The sequence below is a fragment of the Scandinavium lactucae genome (genome assembly GCF_033843265.1).
Taxonomy (GTDB): Bacteria; Pseudomonadota; Gammaproteobacteria; order Enterobacterales; family Enterobacteriaceae; genus Scandinavium; species Scandinavium lactucae.
This window is the reverse complement of sequence record NZ_JAWXRD010000027.1, coordinates 245,247-264,314: the sequence shown is the minus strand read 5'-3', so window position 1 is coordinate 264,314 and position 19,068 is coordinate 245,247. Positions and strand designations below refer to the sequence as shown.

General features: G+C 54.5%; 17 protein-coding genes and 4 tRNA genes. 12 read left to right on the top strand and 9 right to left on the bottom strand.

Translation table 11 applies throughout. The features are described from left to right. The first annotated feature begins 158 nt into the window (after positions 1-158). The 3 genes from SIK69_RS09320 to SIK69_RS09310 all read left to right on the top strand — a co-directional run bounded on the left by SIK69_RS09320 (position 159) and on the right by SIK69_RS09310 (position 3,528). Positions 159-1,577, top strand: coding sequence for a glutamine synthetase family protein (locus tag SIK69_RS09320; protein WP_319627736.1), 1,419 nt, complete (start codon positions 159-161; stop codon positions 1,575-1,577). Between the two features lie 382 nt (positions 1,578-1,959). Further along, on the top strand, positions 1,960-3,348 hold the full coding sequence (locus tag SIK69_RS09315) for an APC family permease (protein WP_319785954.1): 1,389 nt from the start codon (positions 1,960-1,962) through the stop codon (positions 3,346-3,348). A 104-nt stretch (positions 3,349-3,452) separates the two neighbouring features. Next, positions 3,453-3,528, top strand: a tRNA-Asn gene (locus SIK69_RS09310). Between the two features lie 55 nt (positions 3,529-3,583). On the opposite strand, the gene SIK69_RS09305 is transcribed toward SIK69_RS09310, so the two are convergent. From SIK69_RS09305 to SIK69_RS09285, 5 genes are all read right to left on the bottom strand, one after another. Continuing rightward, positions 3,584-3,886, bottom strand: coding sequence for a helix-turn-helix domain-containing protein (locus tag SIK69_RS09305; RefSeq protein ID WP_319627738.1), 303 nt, complete (start codon positions 3,884-3,886; stop codon positions 3,584-3,586). A 3-nt stretch (positions 3,887-3,889) separates the two neighbouring features. Beyond that, complete coding sequence (locus SIK69_RS09300) at positions 3,890-4,243, bottom strand: type II toxin-antitoxin system RelE/ParE family toxin (protein WP_319627739.1); 354 nt, start codon at positions 4,241-4,243, stop codon at positions 3,890-3,892. Positions 4,244-4,773: 530 nt separating this feature from the next. Then, complete coding sequence (locus SIK69_RS09295) at positions 4,774-6,540, bottom strand: aminopeptidase P family protein (protein WP_319785953.1); 1,767 nt, start codon at positions 6,538-6,540, stop codon at positions 4,774-4,776. A gap of 17 nt (positions 6,541-6,557) precedes the next feature. Continuing rightward, entirely contained in the window at positions 6,558-8,012 is a 1,455-nt protein-coding gene (locus SIK69_RS09290) for an AMP nucleosidase (RefSeq protein WP_319785976.1), read from the bottom strand. Between the two features lie 140 nt (positions 8,013-8,152). Beyond that, a tRNA-Asn gene (locus SIK69_RS09285) sits at positions 8,153-8,228 on the bottom strand. A 331-nt stretch (positions 8,229-8,559) separates the two neighbouring features. On the opposite strand from SIK69_RS09285, the gene nac reads away from it, so the two are divergent. Together nac and cbl are read left to right on the top strand one after the other, a co-directional pair. Beyond that, positions 8,560-9,477 carry a nitrogen assimilation transcriptional regulator NAC gene (nac, locus tag SIK69_RS09280; RefSeq protein WP_319627741.1) on the top strand — a complete coding sequence of 306 codons (918 nt, stop codon included), beginning with the start codon at positions 8,560-8,562 and terminating at the stop codon, positions 9,475-9,477. 102 nt (positions 9,478-9,579) lie between these two features. Further along, entirely contained in the window at positions 9,580-10,530 is a 951-nt protein-coding gene (gene cbl, locus SIK69_RS09275) for an HTH-type transcriptional regulator Cbl (protein WP_319627742.1), read from the top strand. A 47-nt stretch (positions 10,531-10,577) separates the two neighbouring features. On the opposite strand, the gene SIK69_RS09270 is transcribed toward cbl, so the two are convergent. Next, a tRNA-Asn gene (locus tag SIK69_RS09270) sits at positions 10,578-10,653 on the bottom strand. Positions 10,654-10,753: 100 nt separating this feature from the next. After that, positions 10,754-11,551: a DgsA anti-repressor MtfA gene (gene mtfA, locus SIK69_RS09265; protein WP_319785952.1), complete on the bottom strand. Its 798-nt coding sequence runs from the start codon at positions 11,549-11,551 to the stop codon at positions 10,754-10,756. A 92-nt stretch (positions 11,552-11,643) separates the two neighbouring features. On the opposite strand from mtfA, the gene SIK69_RS09260 reads away from it, so the two are divergent. Then, positions 11,644-11,733 (top strand) — tRNA-Ser (locus SIK69_RS09260). A 191-nt stretch (positions 11,734-11,924) separates the two neighbouring features. Here the strand turns inward: SIK69_RS09260 and ompC are convergent. Further along, positions 11,925-13,085 carry a porin OmpC gene (gene ompC, locus SIK69_RS09255; RefSeq protein WP_319785951.1) on the bottom strand — a complete coding sequence of 387 codons (1,161 nt, stop codon included), beginning with the start codon at positions 13,083-13,085 and terminating at the stop codon, positions 11,925-11,927. Between the two features lie 690 nt (positions 13,086-13,775). Here ompC and drpB point away from each other — a divergent pair. From drpB to SIK69_RS09235, 4 genes are all read left to right on the top strand, one after another. Next, a complete protein-coding gene (gene drpB / locus SIK69_RS09250; RefSeq protein ID WP_319627745.1) occupies positions 13,776-14,051 on the top strand; it encodes a cell division protein DrpB in 276 nt (91 codons plus the stop codon). Between the two features lie 68 nt (positions 14,052-14,119). Next, entirely contained in the window at positions 14,120-14,815 is a 696-nt protein-coding gene (locus tag SIK69_RS09245) for a phosphohydrolase (protein ID WP_319785950.1), read from the top strand. A gap of 57 nt (positions 14,816-14,872) precedes the next feature. Then, a complete protein-coding gene (locus tag SIK69_RS09240; RefSeq protein WP_319785949.1) occupies positions 14,873-16,294 on the top strand; it encodes a DNA cytosine methyltransferase in 1,422 nt (473 codons plus the stop codon). Continuing rightward, entirely contained in the window at positions 16,278-16,772 is a 495-nt protein-coding gene (locus SIK69_RS09235) for a very short patch repair endonuclease (protein WP_319785948.1), read from the top strand. Before SIK69_RS09240 ends, SIK69_RS09235 begins: the two co-directional genes overlap by 17 nt. Here the strand turns inward: SIK69_RS09235 and yedA are convergent. Continuing rightward, positions 16,747-17,658: a drug/metabolite exporter YedA gene (gene yedA, locus SIK69_RS09230; protein WP_319785946.1), complete on the bottom strand. Its 912-nt coding sequence runs from the start codon at positions 17,656-17,658 to the stop codon at positions 16,747-16,749. The genes SIK69_RS09235 and yedA overlap by 26 nt on opposite strands. Positions 17,659-17,836: 178 nt before the next feature. On the opposite strand from yedA, the gene SIK69_RS09225 reads away from it, so the two are divergent. Both SIK69_RS09225 and SIK69_RS09220 read left to right on the top strand, forming a co-directional pair. Further along, complete coding sequence (locus SIK69_RS09225) at positions 17,837-18,745, top strand: DUF808 domain-containing protein (RefSeq protein ID WP_319627750.1); 909 nt, start codon at positions 17,837-17,839, stop codon at positions 18,743-18,745. A gap of 77 nt (positions 18,746-18,822) precedes the next feature. Beyond that, positions 18,823-19,002 (top strand): YodC family protein, encoded by a 180-nt coding sequence (locus SIK69_RS09220; RefSeq protein ID WP_319627751.1) that lies wholly within the window; start codon positions 18,823-18,825, stop codon positions 19,000-19,002. Positions 19,003-19,068: the final 66 nt, after the last annotated feature.

The window sequence follows — 19,068 nt, the reverse complement described above, 5'->3', positions numbered from 1 at the left end:
TTCCGTTCAATATTTTCTCAATTTAGCAGTGCGATAACCTCTTTGCAAACTCAATTTAACATTTGACAAACATTTTGGTTAGCGCCATTGTCGATAAGTGGACATTATATTTAACGGTCAAAGCAAGCGACCGGCATCCAAAGCAACGGTGGTGAATCATGGAAACCAATATCGTAGAAGTTGAGAATTTTGTTCAGCATTCCGAAGAGAGACGAAGTAGCGCGTTCGCACGCGAAGTCAAAACCTTCCTCGAGCGTTACCCCAATACCCAATATGTTGATGTCTTGCTGACCGACCTGAACGGTTGCTTCCGCGGCAAACGTATTCCGGTGTCGAGCCTGCGCAAGATTGAGAAAGGCTGCTATTTCCCGGCGTCCGTATTTGCGATGGACATTCTCGGTAATGTCGTGGAAGAAGCCGGACTGGGTCAGGAGCTGGGCGAACCCGACCGGAGCTGTGTTCCGGTACTGGGCACCTTAACTCCGTCGGCGGCCGACCCGGAGTTTATCGGGCAGATGATGCTGACCATGCTGGATGAAGATGGCGCTCCCTTTGACGTTGAGCCACGGAACGTGCTGAATCGACTCTGGCAGCAGCTGCGCCAGCGCGGCCTGTTTCCCGTGGTAGCGGTAGAGCTGGAGTTCTATTTACTTGACCGTCAGCGCGATAATGAAGGTTACCTACAGCCACCGTGCGCGCCGGGCACCGATGACCGTAACACCCAGAGCCAGGTTTACTCCGTTGATAACCTCAACCACTTCGCGGATGTCCTGACCGATATCGACGATCTGGCGCGTTTACAGCTTATCCCGGCCGATGGTGCGGTGGCGGAAGCGTCGCCGGGCCAGTTCGAAATCAACCTTCACCATACCGATAATGTGCTGGATGCCTGTGACGATGCGCTGGCGCTAAAACGACTGGTGCGTACCGTGGCGGAGAAACACAAAATGCACGCCACCTTTATGGCCAAGCCGTATGAGGAATACGCGGGCAGCGGGATGCACATTCATATCAGTATGCTGAATAGCAAAGGCGAGAACGTGCTGGCCGATGTGGATGGCGAAGATTCGAGCATCCTTAAGCGTTCACTGGCAGGAATGATAGATCTGATGCCTGCGTCTATGGCACTGTTAGCGCCGAACGTTAACTCCTACCGTCGTTTCCAGCCAGGGATGTATGTGCCGACCCAGGCGTCATGGGGACACAACAACCGTACCGTTGCGCTGCGCATTCCGTGCGGCGATCGTGACAATCACCGTGTTGAGTACCGCGTGGCGGGTGCCGATGCCAACCCTTATCTGGTAATGGCGTCAATCCTCGCGGGCATTTTGCACGGCCTGGATAACGACCTGCCGTTACAGGAAGAAGTGGAAGGCAACGGTCTGGAACAGGAGGGATTGCCATTCCCTATCCGCCAGAGCGATGCGCTGTGGGAGTTCGCACAAAACGACAGTCTGCGTGAATTGATGGGGGAACGCTTCAGCCATGTATTCCACGCCTGTAAGAACGACGAGTTGATTCAGTTTGAGCGTCTGATCACAGAAACTGAAATTGAGTGGATGCTGAAAAACGCCTGACCGGACGACGATCGCCTGGGCCCGGTAAGCATCGCGCCACCGGGCAGTAAAGAAAAAATAAGCAGCATCATACGGTCTGAGCGGAGTCAGGCCGGACGTTTTGCAGGGCAACCTGCCATTTCCCGGAGTCGCGTAATGGAGCGCTGGCGGCAACGGGTCTTCAGTTAAACGACAGATTGTATGACGAGGATGGAGATGATGCAGATGTTCAAATACCCGCACGGCGAAGGTGAATGCCGTTGCCGCAGTGACTACGACGGACCGGCGAACAGTTATAACCCGACGTTAACTCCTTTGACTCCACGACGCACCCCCAGGCTACGCAGGTTTGCACTAACGACGACATCATCGCAAACCTGGACGCGCATGGGGGGGCTTCGTCATGGCGACTAACTCCTCTCTCGAACTCCAGCCGCAGGCGGGTAAACCGCAGCTGCGCAAATCTTTAAAACTCTGGCAGGTGGTGATGATGGGTCTGGCCTATCTCACGCCAATGACGGTGTTTGACACCTTCGGGATTGTGTCCGGTATCAGTAGCGGCCACGTTCCTGCGTCCTATCTGTTGGCGCTGGCAGGCGTGCTGTTCACCGCCATTAGCTACGGCAAACTGGTGCGCCAGTTTCCTCAGGCGGGGTCCGCCTACACCTACGCGCAAAAAGCGATCAACCCACACGTCGGGTTTATGGTCGGCTGGTCATCGTTACTGGATTATCTGTTCTTGCCGATGATTAACGTCCTGCTGGCGAAAATCTATCTGTCCGCGCTGTTTCCTGGCGTCGCGCCATGGATTTGGGTGGTCGGCTTTGTGGCGATCCTCACCGCCGCCAACCTCAAAAGCGTGAATCTGGTCGCTAACTTCAACACGTTGTTCGTGCTGGTGCAGATTTGCATTATGGTGGTGTTCATCATCCTGGTGGTGGAAGGTTTACGTAAAGGCGAGGGCGTTGGCACAGTCTGGTCGCTCCAGCCGTTTATTAGCCAGAACGCGCATCTGGTACCGATCATTACCGGGGCGACGATAGTGTGCTTCTCGTTTCTCGGCTTTGATGCTGTGACCACGCTGTCGGAAGAAACCCCGGATGCGGCGAAAACCATCCCGAAAGCGATTTTCCTGACGGCGGTGTACGGCGGGGTCATCTTTATCGCGGCGTCATTCTTTATGCAGCTGTTCTTCCCGGATACCAGCCGCTTTAAGAACCCGGACGCCGCGCTGCCGGAAATCGCGCTATACGTCGGGGGCAAACTGTTCCAGTCGGTTTTCCTGTGCACCACTTTTGTGAACACCCTGGCGTCTGGCCTGGCGTCACATGCCAGCGTCTCACGTCTGTTGTATGTGATGGGCCGGGACAACGTATTCCCGGAGAAATATTTCGGCTACGTGCATCCGAAATGGCGTACCCCGGCGCTGAATGTGCTGATGGTGGGCATCGTTGCGCTGTCGGCGATATTCTTTGACCTGGTGACCGCCACGGCGTTGATTAACTTTGGTGCGCTGGTGGCGTTTACCTTCGTCAATCTGTCGGTGTTCAACCACTTCTGGCGTCGCGAGGGGCGCAACAAAACCTGGAAGGATAAAGTTCATTATCTGATCCTGCCACTGATTGGTGCGGCGACCGTCGCGGTGCTGTGGGTCAATCTGGAAGTCACCTCGTTGACGCTGGGTCTGGTGTGGGCTGCGGTCGGTGTGTTGTATCTCACCTGGCTGACAGGACGCTTTCGCAAGCCGCCGCCGCAGTTCGATGCGGCGAAAGCGGAACGGGCCTGGGAGTAATTTTTACTCAGCCTGGAGAAGAAATCGGCAAACGATTTAAAATGTGAAAAACAGCCTTTGACAAGGCGAGGGCGCATCGCTAATATGCGCCCCGTTCACACGATTCCTCTGTAGTTCAGTCGGTAGAACGGCGGACTGTTAATCCGTATGTCACTGGTTCGAGTCCAGTCAGAGGAGCCATATTTAAGAAGCCCGCTTAAGGAAACTTAAGCGGGCTTTTTGCTTTTTAGTCAGGCTACAGCGAAAAACCGATGTGCGACCCGTCCGGCATTTCAATATCCAGATTCAGCTTGCAGCCCGCAGCTTCGACATAACGTTTGAGTGAAGAGAGTTTAATATCACGTCCCTGCTTTTCCATCCCCGCCACGGTAGGTTGTTTGATGCCCAAGGTTTCAGCCATTTCTACCTGGGTCTTATCCACCTTTTCACGCAGTTTCGCCAAATTGTACTCCAGCCGGATCTCTTGATAGATAACCTCAGCCTCTGCAAGGATCTCAGGCGAAGTTTCCGCCATCAGCTGTTCCAGTGTTTTGCCCATCTTTCACCTCGATTCAAATACAGTATTCAGATATTCGGTATATTCATGATCCGCGAGCGGAACCATTGCGTCATAAAAGTGTTTTTCATCACCGACTTTATTGCCTGCACAAAGCAAAATGCCGGTACGGGTCGGTGAAAATGCGAAGAAGATGCGGATCGGTTCACCATGGCTCTGAACTCGCAATTCTTTCATATGGCTGAATCGCGAACTACGGACTGTGTCCGCATAAGGTCGGCACAGCCCGGGACCTTCTTCTTTAAGTAATCTGAGTACAGCCAGAACACGAGCCTGTCCTCTGCTGTTCAAACTCTGATGCCATCTTTCATACGTCTCGGTTGATTCAATGTTCCACACGTCATTGCTCCTTGCAATATAGGTTAAATACTATATAGGTGTAAAGCTATGTGGAAGTGTGATGACAACCCGATGAACATCCCAGACGATATTTTTAAAGCATGAATCGAGGTCCAGAATAAAATGCCTAGCCGACAGCGGATACCCAAGAGGATGCGGCGGAGGCCGCAAAAAAGGGCCATGCATGCACGCGACAAATCCTGTCATGTTAGTATCGGCATCAACCACTGCATTCCCGGTCCATGCCAATGTCAACACCAGAAGAAAAACGCTCTCCCTAATATCAGATGTGTCTTCCAGAATAGTTTCGCGCAGTTGGAAGAGCAGGCAAGGATTGATGGCAACAAGACGCTTGCCACCTGGCTGAAAAGAATATTGCGTAAGGAATTACAGTCTCGCGGGATTGAACCGAAGGGATAATCCTGGAACCTGTTGCCCGGTGGCGCGTTGCTTACCGGGCCTACAACACCAATATGCTGCGTGGTTTTGTAGGCCCGGCAAGCGTGCGCCGCCGGGCGTGTAGACGGGTCTTAACTCACCAGCACCCGAACCGGGGCGGTGGCGGCGAACAGCCACGGGCGGGCATCGCTATCGACCAACGGTGACAGCGTGTCGCGTACCTGCTGGTGATAATCATCCAGCCACTGTCTTTCGCGGTCGGTGAGCATATTGAGTTCAACCTGGCTCAAATCAATCGGGATCATGGTCAGTGAGGCAAAGCGACAGAAGCCTGGCACTGCGTCAATAACCTCCACCTGATTTTCAATCCGGATCCCATACTCGCCTTCCAGATAATAGCCCGGCTCGATGGTCATTATGTTGCCCGCCGCCAGCGGCCACAGGTTGACCTTCTTCGCAATACGATGCGGCGCTTCGTGAATAAGCAACTGATGTCCGACGCCATGCCCGGTGCCGTGATCAAAATCAATCCCCAACTCCCATAAATGACGGCGGGCGAACGCATCCAGCTGATGACCAAAGCTGCCGGAAGGGAACTGTAGCGTGATCAGCGATAAAAAGCCTTTTAGCACTGCGGTGTAGTGCAATTTACGCTGCGGATCTAACGAACCGAATGCCAGGGTGCGAGTGGCATCGGTGGTGCCGGTGTGATACTGCCCGCCAGAATCATTGAGGTAGAAGCTGTCGGCGGTGATGGCGGCGTTGGTCGCCTCGCTGGAATGATAGTGGCACATCGCCGCATTGGCTGACGCGGCGGAAATGGTGCCAAAACTCTGCTCGATAAAGGTGTCCTGCTGCTCACGGAAGGCGAGCTGTTTGGCCTGCGCTTCCAGCTCCGTGAGCGGGTTTCCGGCCGCCAGACGGGCCGGAACTTCGTGCGACAGCCAGGCCAGGAAATTCACCCACGCCGCACCGTCTTTTTTGTGGCTGTCGCGATAGCCTTCCAACTCGACCTGATTCTTGGTCGCTTTGATGAGGGTAATCGGATCGGCGGCCCAGGTCACTTCTCCACCGTGGTGCTCGACGGCAAAGCGCAGCGCGACCGGGGCGCTGTCGGCATCCAGCTGAATACGCTTGCCGCTCGCTATCTCCTGACAGCGGGATACCAGTCCTTCCATCGGCGACAGCGTCAGGCTGCCCAGCAGTTCCTGTGATAAATTCGCCGTTTTTGCCGTATCGACAAACCACTGCATCTCACCTGTGCGGCTGAGAAGGGCAAACGATAGCGGCACGGGGCTGGTGGCGATATCAGAACCACGTACATTCAGCAGCCAGGCGATGTTATCCGGCTGAGTGATCGCCAGATAATCCACGCCACGGGCATCCAGTCCGGCGGCAATACGGGCGCGTTTATCGGCGCTACTTTCACCGGCAATGGCTAACGGCATTTCGCGGATCGCACCTTGCGGGGCGGCAGGTCTGTCGTGCCACACTGCGACGAACGGGTCGTCTTTCAGCGGGATGAGTTCGCAGTCGGTCGCGTTCAGCAATTCGAACTGGCTGTTGACCATCAGCATCGGATCAAAGCCAATCCGGCTGTTGGCGGGGAGGTGGCTTTCCAGCGGATCGTTGTGCAGATGATGGATTTCCCATGCCTGCAAATCCACTTCGTTACGCACCTGCACCTGATAACGCCCATCGACGAAAATCAGGGCGTTGTCCCGAAGCACCAGTGCGACCCCTGCGGTACCCGTAAAACCTGTCAGCCAGGCCAGTTTGTTGTCATGCGGCGCGGCGTATTCGCTCTGCCAGGCATCGGCCCGCGGCACAATCATGCCATCAAGCCCCTGCGCCAGCAGGTGGCTGCGCAGGGCGGAAAGAGAGGATGCGATTTGCATTGTGTTTGTCCTGAACGTTAACGGAACGGCGGTTCGTTGAAGGTGCGTAGTTTGCGCGAGTGCAGCTTGTCGCCTTCGGCACGCAGCAGGTCAATGGCGCGAATACCAATCTGCAAATGCTCCGAAATCGCCCCTTCATAGAACCGGTTTGCCTGTCCAGGCAGCTTGATTTCACCGTGGAGCGGCTTATCGGAGACGCACAGCAGCGTGCCGTACGGGACACGGAAACGGTAACCCTGAGCGGCAATGGTGGCGCTTTCCATATCAATGGCAACCGCGCGGCTGAGGTTAAAGCGCAGCGCAGATGCGGAATAGCGCAGCTCCCAGTTACGGTCGTCGGTGGTGACCACGGTGCCGGTGCGCAGACGGTGTTTGACCTCTTCGCCCGGCATGCCGCTCACCTGCTTGGTGGCGTCATACAGCGCGCGCTGCACTTCGGCGATGCTCGGGATCGGGATATCCGGTGGAAGCACCGCATCCAGTACGTGATCGTCACGCAGGTAAGCATGCGCCAGCACGTAATCGCCGATGGTCTGGCTTTCGCGCAGGCCGCCACAGTGCCCAATCATCAGCCACACGTCCGGGCGCAGCACCGCCAGATGGTCACAGATGTTTTTAGCATTCGCCGGGCCGACGCCGATGTTGATAAGCGTAATACCCTGGCCGTCTTTGGTTATTAAATGCCAGGCAGGCATTTGGTGCTTTTTCCACGCCAGGTCCGAGACGGCGGTTTCTGGCGCTTCGGTATCGGCGGTGATCCACACCCCACCGGCGCAGGAGAGGGCGATGTACGGGCTATCGGGATCGAGGATCTGGCTGCAACCCCAGCGCACGAACTCGTCGACATAGCGGGTGTAGTTGGTGAACAGTACGAACGGCTGGAAATGTTCGACCGGCGTGCCGGTGTAGTGGCGCAGGCGGGCGAGAGAGAAGTCCACCCGGCGCGCGTCAAAATGCGACAGGGGATACAGCTCGGTAGGATGGAATAAGCCGTCTGCGGTTTCATCCCCAATCTGTGCCAGATCGGTGGTCGGGAAATGGCGCGTCAGACCTGCGCTCATTGAGCGATCGAGGGTCAGCGTGGAGCCGTCAATCACATAAGGATAAGGGATTTCGTGCTGCGACAGTTCGACGGTAATGTGCGCGCCGTAATCCTGATACAGCGAGGTCAACTGTTCCAGCAGGTAATGGCTGAAAAGCGTTGGCTGGGTAATGGTGGTGGTGTAGCAACCGGCATGGGTAAAACGGCCCCAGGCGCGGGTTTTCAGGGCGTTATGCGCTTCGCCATCCCAGGAAACCGACAGCGACGGATAGACAAATAACCCTTTGGCTCGCTGTTCGGCATCGGGCAAAACGTTGTCGTTGATGTAGCGGCCTATCGCTTCACGCAGCGCAGTTACCGATTGATTGTAGAGCGCATCGAGTTGTTTCAGCGCTTGTTCCGGTGTCAGACCGGCACCCTTATTATTCATCATTCGCTCCTTCATTCAGCTCTGCGGTGTTACCCGATAGTATGTCACAGGAATGTGAAACAAAAGCGAGAGGAAAAAGCTGAATAAAGCAGGGATTCAGAAAAGCAAAAAGCCCGCTCGAAAGCAGGCTTTTCTAAATTTGGCTCCTCTGACTGGACTCGAACCAGTGACATACGGATTAACAGTCCGCCGTTCTACCGACTGAACTACAGAGGAATCGGTTAACGGGGCGAATACTAACGAGACCCGAACGGCATGTCAAAGCCTGTCTGCACATCCGAGGTTCGATTGCTGACAATTTCAGCAAAATGCGGTTAATTGCTGAAAATAAGCACAGCACGCACCGGATTGGTGCAACTCGTCCTCCTGATGGGGCATAGCGCAATCCACTGACCGGTTACTAAAAACGCTAAAATTATTAGAATCTCTTATTCCACGGCCTGTGCAGACCTTCTGGTCCGGCTGGTCAACAACTGGCAAGCATATTGCAACTCCTCCGACAACTGAATCGCCAGCGCTGGCACTGGCATCCCGAACCGGAGGCAAAATGAACTTAAGACGACTGAAATACTTCGTAAAAATCGTCGATATCGGTAGCCTGACCCAGGCGGCTGAGGTGTTGCATATCGCTCAGCCTGCATTAAGCCAGCAGGTGGCTACGCTGGAAGGTGAGATGGACCAGCAGCTCCTGATCCGCACCAAACGGGGCGTGACGCCGACCGAGGCCGGTAAAATTCTGTATACCCATGCGCGAACCATTCTGCGCCAGTGCGAGCAGGCGCAAATGGCAGTTTGCAACATCGGGCAGACGCTGAGCGGGCAGGTGTCGATTGGGCTCGCGCCGGGCACCGCCGCCTCATCTATCACCATGCCGCTATTACAGGCGGTGCGCAACGAACTGCCGGAAGTGATGGTTTACCTGCATGAAAACAGCGGCACGGTGCTGAACGACAAATTGCTCAACGGCCAGCTCGATATGGCGGTGCTGTACGAACGCTCGCCTGTGGCGGGTATTACCAGCCAACAGCTGCTGAAAGAGGATTTATGGCTGGTGGGCACGCGGGATTGTCCTGGTCAAAGCGTGGATCTGCTCGCCGTTGCAGAAATGAATCTGTTCCTGCCGCGTGATTACAGCGCGGTGCGCGCCCGGGTTGATGAGGCCTTTTCGCTGCGTCGTCTGACGGCCAAAATCATTGGCGAAATTGAATCCCTCTCGACGCTGACGGCGGCCATCGCCAGCGGAATGGGCGTCACCGTGTTGCCGGAATCTGCTGCTCGCTCGTTGTGTGCCGCGGCAAATGGCTGGATGGCGCGGATAACCACCCCGTCGATGAGTTTACCGCTCTCGCTGAATATGTCTGCCCGGGGTTCTCTTTCGCCGCAGGCTCAGGCGGTGAAAGAAATCTTGATGTCGCTGGTCAGCCGTCCGTCGCTTGAAAATCGTGAATTACAGTTGGTCAGCTAAGCGATAGATCTAAAAAGCATAAGTTGCGGGTTTTTATTATTTGTTCGCCAGGGGCGCAGACTCTAACAATAGCGTTATGTCTGAAGGTCCCTGGAGGAAAGGGTGAATTTCCAGCAACTCAAAATTATTCGTGAGGCGGCCCGGCAGGATTACAACCTGACCGAAGTCGCCAATATGCTTTATACCTCGCAGTCCGGCGTGAGTCGCCATATTCGCGAACTGGAAGAAGAGCTCGGGATTGAGATTTTCATTCGTCGCGGAAAACGTCTACTCGGGATGACCGAGCCGGGCAAAGCGCTGCTGGTGATTGCCGAACGTATCCTCAACGAGGCGAGCAACGTGCGCCGCCTCGCCGATTTATTCACTAACGATGCCTCCGGGGTGCTGACCATCGCCACCACCCATACTCAGGCGCGTTACAGCCTGCCGCCGGTGATCAAAGCCTTCCGCGAACTCTTCAAAGACGTCAGGCTGGAACTGATTCAGGGCACTCCCCAGGAAATTGAAGCCTTGCTGCATAACGGCGGGGCGGATATTGGGATCGCCAGTGAGCGCCTGAGCAATGACCCGACCCTGGCGGCATTTCCGTGGTTTCGCTGGCATCACAACCTGCTGGTCCCGGAAGGGCATCCGCTGACTCAAACGGTGCCGCTGACGCTGGACGCTATCGCCCGCTGGCCGTTGATTACCTATCGCCAGGGCATTACCGGGCGATCACGCATCGACGAGGCGTTTAACCGCAAAGGTCTGGTGCCGGATATCGTGCTGAGTGCACAGGATTCGGACGTGATCAAAACCTACGTCGAACTGGGGCTGGGTATCGGCCTGGTGGCAGAGCAATCCGGCGATAATCAGGAACTCGGTCGTCTGACCCGGCTGGATACTCACCATCTGTTTGATGCCAATACCGTCTGGCTAGGTCTGAAACGCGGCCAGCTACAGCGCAACTACGTCTGGCGCTTCCTGGAACTGTGTAATGCGGGATTGTCGGTCGAGGAGATTAAACGTCAGGTGATGGAGCCGGAAGAAGTGGCGTTGGATTATCAAATCTAGAAACGCAAAAAGCCCGCTTAAGTTTCCTTAAGCGGGCTTCTTAAATATGGCTCCTCTGACTGGACTCGAACCAGTGACATACGGATTAACAGTCCGCCGTTCTACCGACTGAACTACAGAGGAATCGTGTGAACGAGGCGCATAGTAATGGGTGCCCTTTTTTGTGTCAACACTAAAATTAACTGCCTGATTCAACTGAATGAAATAAAGGCAATCTGTCGTTTTAGTGTACTACGCGCAGGTTACTGCTCTCATCGCTGCCATTTTCACGAATTCGCAATAACGGATCTTGCTGGTAAAAACGGCAGAAACGCTGCCATAGCGCCGGGAAGCGGGGGGCAAACAGCTCCGGTGCGCTGAAGAAGTATTCTGAGAGCACGGCGAAACATTCAGCAGGGTCGGTGGCGGCATAGGCGTCGATACTGGCGGCACTTTCACCGACCAGATCAATCTCGTCCTGAATGTTATCCATCGCCGCATGGAGGTCATGTTCCCAGCTCGCGACTTCACGCAGGGGAATCAACGGCACGCCGTTAGCCCGGTCACCGTTGCGTACATCCAGTTTATGCGCCACTTCATGCACAATCAGGTTAAACCCGGACGCGTCGTAGGAATCCTGAATGTCGAGCCAGTTGAGGACGACAGGTCCTTGCTGCCAGCTCTGGCCTGACTGTACCACGCGCTGGCTATGCACCAGACCGATATCATCTTCCCACTCATCATCGACGACAAACGGGGCAGGGTAGATCAACACTTCATGGAAGCCATCGAGCCATTCAAAGCCCAGCGACAGTACCGGCAGGCAAAACAGCATCGCGATACGGGCATTCTGCACCGGTGCCAGTTCCAGACCCTGAAGCGGGACGAGACGTTTTTGTTGCAGGAAACGATCGGCCAGCTGTATGAGCTTGAGCTGTTCTTCCGGTGACAGACTCGCCAGGACAGGAATGGCAAGAGCCTGTTCCCACGGGATATCCGCGCTATGGGGAGCGTCATGTGCTTTCCAGGGCCATTTAATCATCGTTTTGCTCGCAAACTCGTCACTTGATATCAATTAAAGGGACAGGGTCTGTTAAAATGCCAAAGAACCTGGCATCATGGCAACCACTCAGCGGAGAGATGCCGGAGCGGCTGAACGGACTAGTCTCGAAAACTAGAGTAGGGGCAACTCTACCGGGGGTTCAAATCCCCCTCTCTCCGCCATTATTCAATCAGTTACAGCAATACTTTTCAACGACCCTCGTCACAGATACTTTTTCCTCTTTCGTAATAATCAGTTTAGAAGCCGCTTATCGTTCCCGTGATCGGATTCCTCTCCTTCATACGTACTTTCAATCGTAAAAAGCGCGCACAAAAAAGCCCGCTCGCGGCGGGCTTAAACAGGGGTGAGCGGATTAGAACTGGTAAATCATGCCAATGCCGACAACGTCATCGGTAGAAATACCGTTATCACCGTAGAATTCATCGTCACCGTCCAGCAGGTTGATTTTGTAATCAACATAGGTGGAGAAGTTTTTGTTGAAGTAGTAGTTGGCACCGATATCGATGTAGTTAACCAGGTCCTGGTCAACGTAGTCAATGTTGCCATTGCCGTTGATGTTACCGCCGAGATCAACACCTTTTGAGTATACCCACGCCAGGGATGGGCGCAGGCCGAAGTCGAACTGATACTGAGCCACGGCTTCAAAGTTCTGAGTTTTGTTTGCGATACCCGTGTCGCCATACGGGGTCATGTTCAGAGTTTCGGAATACATCATCGCCAGATAGACACTGTTCGCATCATATTTGCCGCCAACAGTCCATGCTTGTGCTTCGTCGCCACCGGCAAATTTGCTGTAGCGATTATTGCCTGCGCCACTGCCTTCCTGGTCGTTAGAACGATCAGAGGAAGAGTATGCTGCACCTGCGCTAAAGCCCATACCGAAATCGTAGACGGTTGAGAGACCAAATCCGTCGCCATTCTCAAAGCGAACATCGCGGCCATTGTTTGTACCTTCCTGATCTTCGTTCGCATTGGTGCTTTCGTTCGCACCCTGGTATTGCAGTGCGAAGCTCAGGCCATCAACCAATCCGAAGAAATCAGAGTTACGATAGGTTGCTAAGCCGTTGGCGCGACCCACCATATAGTTGTCGGTCCAGGAGTAAGAGTCTCCACCGAACACTGGCAGCATATCGGTCCAGGCTTCTACGTCGTACACCACGCCGTAGTTACGTCCATAATCAAATGCACCGAAGTCGCCGAACTTCAGACCGGCATACGCCAAACGAGTCCAGGCATTGTTGCCGCCGTTATCTTCGGTGTTGTTCGCCATCATTTTGTATTCCCACTGGCCAAAGCCTGTGAGATCATTGTTGATCTGGGTCTCACCTTTAAAGCCCACTTGTACGTAAGTTGCGTCGCCATCGCTGCCGCCATTTTCAGAGAACTGATGTCGCGCATCAACCTTGCCGTATAAATCGAGTTTATTGCCGTCTTTGTTATAAATTTCTGCTGCGTTTACTGCACCTGCCACCAATAATGCGGGCACGAGAATTGCCAATACTTTTCTTTTCATTATATATTCCCTTAAATGATTAATTCTATGAATAAATGCACGTCTTTCCGAAGTGCGAATTAAATATTAGCCATGAAGTTCATTTTAATTTAAAGAAAACATGTAAATAAATTAGTTAAAATATTTCCAGTTGTGTCTATGGGCGAGTGGTATATGTTATTGTGATGAGACTGGGTTTGGTATTTATATGAGTGATTTATAATGTCTTTTTTCTGTGTTGTGACAGCGAGGAGACGGTTCGCGTGAAACATTATTGATAGCGAAAATGAATGGTGTCGACGCAATCATCATACTTATTGTAATGGGCAAAAAAAAGCCTGTTCATAGAATTGAACAGGCGTTATTAACGTTAATAAAAGTGAGTGCAGTGTAAAAACAACAAAAGGCAGTGAATATTTGCATACACTACTCATAAAATAAAGTACGAAAGCAAACTGTCCCCACGCTCTTTGGCGACCCTATAAGGAAGTATCCAAAATTTACGGATCGGCTATTTTACATTCAAACGCCTGGAGCACTCTCCTTTTGTGAAAATTGCCAGAGATCAAAACAATCGCGAATCATTCAGCCGAGAAATGCCCTGGCGCTTTTCTGCGGCGTTTTGTGCGCTATAATGTGATTTGGTTCACATTTTTTATGGCAGAAAGTAAAGATTCAAACATTTTTGCCCGAGCAGGGGAGGTTTTACTAATGGATGAAAGGCGTTCGCGCGGGCCCGGCGGCATGCTGGCGTTATGGGTGTTCTACGCCTTTTGTGGCTACTTTATTTGGGCAATGCTGCGTTACTTCTGGATTGTGAGCCAGATTGACCCGATCCCTGGCGCGACGTTGGACAGCGATCTCGGTTCGACAACGGGGAAATGGCTGGGGGCGTTGCTCGGGTTTATAGTGCTGAGTTCGGTCGGGGCCATTCTCGGGGGGATTGCCTGGTACACCCGTCCGCGCGGTGAAGAGCCGTCAGGATGATAAGCTAAAAAAATGCTATCCTCGCTGCTCTGCTGCGCACGATTAATGGGTACGAGAGAGAGGGGCGAATGACCGTGCAATCCTGGCAACACCGTTTCGAAGACTGGCTTATGCAGCACCATAATGACGATGATGCAGCACATGATATTTCCCATTTTCGTCGCGTCTGGGCCACCGCGCAACGATTATCGCAAGCGGAACAGACTGACGAACGCGTGATCCTCGCCGCCTGTTATTTCCACGATATCGTCAGCCTGCCGAAAAACCATCCTGAGCGTAGCCGGTCGTCGGTGCTGGCGGCGCAAAAAACGTTGACCATCCTGCGGGATGATTTCCCCGATTTTCCTGAGGGTCTTTACTCTGCGGTGGCCCATGCCATTGAAGCACATAGCCACAGTGCCAACATTGCGCCCCGGACGCGGGAAGCCAAAATCGTGCAGGATGCCGACAGGCTTGAATCGTTAGGCGCAATTGGGCTGGCGCGCGTTTTTGTGGTCGCGGGTAAAATGAATGTGGCGTTGTTCGATGCTGAGGATCCGTTTGCCGATTCACGCCCGCTGAATGACATGCGTTATGCCCTCGATCATTTTCAGAACAAACTCTTGCGTCTGCCCGCCACGATGCAGACCGCGCAGGGCCGGGCGCTGGCGGAGCACAATGCCCGCTATCTGGTGCAGTTTATGGCGAAAATCAGCGCGGAGTTGCAGGGTGATTATCTGGAATATGATGACGCGATTCTGGCGCGTTTTGCGCCGCAGGCCTGAGTTCAGCCGGGGAAATTGTGTTACTCTCAGCGAAAATGGTCTGGCCCGGTTACTGAAATGCAACACACACTTACTCGCACTCTCCCCACACAAGACGCGGAAATTTCCGGGCCGGACGCACAGGCGCTGCTCATCCAGCTGTTGACGATTTACGATGTCAAAACCCTGGTGGCGACGCTTAATGCGGTAGGCGAGCAGCACTGGAGTCCGGCAATTCTTAAACGCGCGACGGACAACGGCAAAATCAACCGTCGGCTGGGCGATAACGAATACGCCCGGTTAGCCGCGCTGCTGCCGCAGCCCTCCAGGGCAGCAACGCATTTTCGTTTTATCGATCTGTTTGCCGGTATTGGCGGGATTCGCAATGGCTTCGAGGCCATCGGCGGTCAGTGCGTTTTCACCAGCGAGTGGAACAAACACGCCGTGCGCACCTATAAAGCCAACTGGTATTGCGACCCGGCTGAACATCAGTTTAATGAAGACATCCGCGACGTAACGCTGAGCCACAAAACGGATATCAGCGACAGCGAGGCCGCGGCACACATTCGCAGCGTTATCCCCCAGCATGATGTCCTGCTGGCGGGCTTCCCGTGTCAGCCTTTTTCGCTGGCGGGGGTCTCGAAGAAAAATGCAATGGGCCGCGCACACGGCTTTGCCTGCGACACACAAGGCACGCTGTTTTTCGACGTGGCACGCATCATCGATGCCTGCCGTCCGGCGATATTTGTGCTGGAAAACGTCAAGAACCTCAAGAGCCACGACGGGGGGAAAACCTTCCGGATAATCATGCAAACTCTCGATTCACTGGGGTATGACGTGGCTGATTCAGCGGAAATGGGTGCCGACGATCCAAAAATTATCGACGGTCAGCATTTCCTGCCTCAGCACCGGGAGCGCATTGTGCTGGTCGGTTTCCGTCGGGATTTGAACCTGCACCAGGGCTTCACGCTACGCGATTTACCCGCGCTGTATCCTGAGCGTCGCCCGACGTTTGGTGAACTGCTGGAACCGACGGTAGACGCGAAATTTATCCTCACCCCGGTTCTGTGGAAATATCTCTATCGTTACGCCAAAAAGCATCAGGCGCGCGGGAATGGCTTCGGCTACGGTCTGGTTGATCCCACCCGGCCGAGCAGCGTGGCACGCACGCTGTCGGCACGCTATTACAAAGACGGGGCCGAAATACTGATCGACCGCGGGTGGGACAAAGCGCTCGGTGAGAAGAACTTTGACGATCCGCAGAACCAACAGCGGCGTCCGCGTCGCCTGACCCCACGCGAATGCGCGCGTTTGATGGGCTTCGAAGCGCCGCAGGGCTACCAGTTCCGCATTCCGGTTTCAGATACTCAGGCCTATCGCCAGTTCGGCAACTCGGTGGTCGTCCCTGCGTTTGCGGCGGTAGCGAAACTGCTCAAATCCCGCATTTTGCAGGCGGTTGAGCTGCGTAAGGGCGAGAAAGCCAATGGCGGACGTTCATAACCCGGCCACCCGCAGTAAAAATATGCGTGCCATAGGCACGCAGAATACCGCTATTGAAAAGCGTCTGGCTGCACTGCTGACCGAGGCCGGATTTGACTACACCGTTCAGGACGCGACGCTACCCGGTCGCCCCGATTTTGTGCTGGAAGCCTGGCGCTGCATCCTCTTTACCCACGGTTGTTTCTGGCATCATCACGACTGCTATCTGTTTAAAGTGCCGGAAACGCGCACTGAGTTTTGGTTGCAAAAAATCGGCAAAAACGTTGCGCGTGACGCCCGGGATATCGCGCATCTGAAAGCGCAGGGCTGGCGGGTGATGGTGGTCTGGGAGTGTGCGCTACGCGGGAAGCGCAAACTTAGCGATGCGGCACTTAGGGAACGGCTGGAAGAGTGGATCTGCGGCGGCGAGGGCTGCGCGCAGATCGACACTCAGGGCATTGCGGCGTTAGCCGTTACTTCTCACTCTGACAGGGTGTAGCAGGAGCGCGCATCGGGAACAGCGTCTTGCCCAGCGTCACCAGCACCACCGCAAAAATTATGATGCCCAGCGCCAGCCATTCGACAGGCGACAGCCACTCCCCGCCGAAGCTGGTGCCGAGCACCACCGCCACCACCGGGTTGACGTAAGCATAGCTGGTGGCGACCGCCGGAGAGACGTTACGGATCAGATACATATAGGCGTTAATTGCAATCAGCGAACCGAATATGGCCAGATAACCCACCGCCAGAAAGCCCGACAGGGTCGGCATCTGCGTCAACTTTTCACCGCTTAACCACGAGCCGCACATCAACACCATGCCTGCCGCCAGCATTTCGACCGCACCGGCCATCATCCCGCCGGGCAGCTCGATGCGCGAACCGTAAACTGAGCCAAACGCCCAGCTCAGGGAACCGATCAGGATAAGGATCGCGCCCCACGGATTACCGCTAAGATTGCCACCGCTGTTAAGCAAAACGATGCCTGCCAGTCCGATGGCGATCCCGAGCCACTCCAGCTTGCGGGTTTTAATCCCGAACAGATAGCTAAAGCACAGCGCAAACAGCGGCACCGTGGCGACCATCACCGCCGCAATCCCGGAGGCAACGTGTTGGTGTTCGGCAATGGTCACAAAGCCGTTGCCGATAGCGAGTAGCAGGACGCCTATCAGCGCCGCGTTCAACATCGGACGACGGGCAGGCAGCTTATGCCCGGTCAACAGCAGGTAAGCCATCAGCAGCACGCCAGCAGACAGAAAGCGCACTCCGGCCATCATCATTGGCGGCCAGCTTTCCACCCCAATGCTAATGGCAAAATAGGTCGATCCCCAGATGATATAGAGTGCAAAAAGCGCTCCAATGAGCGGTAATAGTTGTCGGCTGTGCATGACGTTTCTCAAACAATGAATTGGGCGCATACAGTTAACGGGAAAACCCGCCGTCTGGCGAGCGCTTTAATTAGCGAGCTATGTTGTATTTTTGTTGACAGTTTGTATGCTTGGGCGCGTTGCGTCTTTTGCTTCATACTGTAGGTCAGTAAGATAAATAAAAACGAAGGAGCATCATTTGGCCGGAAGCAGTCTTTTAACGTTACTTGATGATATCGCCACCCTGCTGGACGATATTTCGATGATGGGCAAACTGGCGGCGAAGAAGACCGCCGGGGTGTTGGGGGATGATTTGTCGCTCAACGCACAACAGGTGTCGGGTGTGCGTGCCAATCGCGAATTGCCCGTCGTCTGGAGTGTGGCAAAAGGTTCGTTCATTAATAAAGTGATCCTCGTACCGCTGGCGCTGCTGATCAGTGCCTTTTTGCCGTGGGCGATTACCCCGTTGTTGATGATTGGTGGCGCATTCCTGTGCTTTGAGGGCGTCGAAAAAGTGCTGCACTCGCTGCATGCGCGTAAGCATAAAGAAGACCCGCAGGCCCGTCAGCAGCGTATGGAGGCGTTGGCGAAGCAGGATCCAATGCTGCTTGAGCGTGACAAAGTGAAAGGCGCGATACGCACCGACTTTATTCTGTCGGCGGAAATCGTCGCCATCACATTGGGGATTGTGGCCGATGCGCCGCTGCTCAACCAGGTGCTTATCCTCTCCGGGATCGCCCTCCTGGTTACCGTGGGTGTGTATGGCCTCGTGGGGGTGATTGTTAAACTCGACGACATGGGTTACTGGCTGGTGGAGAAGTCCAGCGCGGTGGCGCAGGCAGTCGGTAAAGCATTGCTGTTTATCGCCCCGTGGCTGATGAAAGTACTGTCGGTGGTGGGCACGCTGGCGATGTTTTTAGTCGGCGGTGGCATTGTGGTGCATGGCATCCCCGCCTTACATCATGCGATTGAAGGGGTTGCCGCCGCGCAGGGTGGCGTCGTGGCGCTGCTGTTGCCAACATTGTTCAATTTAGTCTTTGGTTTTATCGTCGGTGCCGTGGTGCTGGCGGGTGTGAAGGTTATCTCACGGCTGCGTTCGGCTACGTAAATGTTGTTAAGCTACTACGCAAAACCCATCATTTTCGGCTATCGTGAAACAGTTTCACTCTGATACCGGAGGCAGTTATGGTCTTTTTGGTCAGTGATGAGGTTAAACCGAAAAGTGGCGGGCCGCGTATGGTGGTCACCGGGTATGCCAGCGGCATGGTTGAATGTCGATGGTATGATGGGTTCGGCGTGAAGCGGGAAGCCTTCCGCGAAGACGAACTCATGCCAGGTGACCGGCGGATTCAAGACGAGTCATGACGACCACGCCCGGCAGCCGCCGGGCGTTTTCGTTGGTCGTTAACAGGTATCAGGCAATACTCAGGG

Coding starts and splice junctions, on each gene's coding strand:
- SIK69_RS09235 (WP_319785948.1), top strand. CDS start 16,278: ATGGCGGACGTTCATAACCCGGCCACCCGCAGTAAAAATATGCGTGCC.
- mtfA (WP_319785952.1), bottom strand. CDS start 11,551: ATGATTAAATGGCCCTGGAAAGCACATGACGCTCCCCATAGCGCGGAT.
- nac (WP_319627741.1), top strand. CDS start 8,560: ATGAACTTAAGACGACTGAAATACTTCGTAAAAATCGTCGATATCGGT.
- SIK69_RS09240 (WP_319785949.1), top strand. CDS start 14,873: ATGCAACACACACTTACTCGCACTCTCCCCACACAAGACGCGGAAATT.
- SIK69_RS09295 (WP_319785953.1), bottom strand. CDS start 6,540: ATGCAAATCGCATCCTCTCTTTCCGCCCTGCGCAGCCACCTGCTGGCG.
- drpB (WP_319627745.1), top strand. CDS start 13,776: ATGGATGAAAGGCGTTCGCGCGGGCCCGGCGGCATGCTGGCGTTATGG.
- SIK69_RS09245 (WP_319785950.1), top strand. CDS start 14,120: ATGACCGTGCAATCCTGGCAACACCGTTTCGAAGACTGGCTTATGCAG.
- SIK69_RS09305 (WP_319627738.1), bottom strand. CDS start 3,886: ATGGGCAAAACACTGGAACAGCTGATGGCGGAAACTTCGCCTGAGATC.
- yedA (WP_319785946.1), bottom strand. CDS start 17,658: ATGCACAGCCGACAACTATTACCGCTCATTGGAGCGCTTTTTGCACTC.
- SIK69_RS09320 (WP_319627736.1), top strand. CDS start 159: ATGGAAACCAATATCGTAGAAGTTGAGAATTTTGTTCAGCATTCCGAA.
- SIK69_RS09315 (WP_319785954.1), top strand. CDS start 1,960: ATGGCGACTAACTCCTCTCTCGAACTCCAGCCGCAGGCGGGTAAACCG.
- SIK69_RS09290 (WP_319785976.1), bottom strand. CDS start 8,012: ATGAATAATAAGGGTGCCGGTCTGACACCGGAACAAGCGCTGAAACAA.
- ompC (WP_319785951.1), bottom strand. CDS start 13,085: ATGAAAAGAAAAGTATTGGCAATTCTCGTGCCCGCATTATTGGTGGCA.
- SIK69_RS09220 (WP_319627751.1), top strand. CDS start 18,823: ATGGTCTTTTTGGTCAGTGATGAGGTTAAACCGAAAAGTGGCGGGCCG.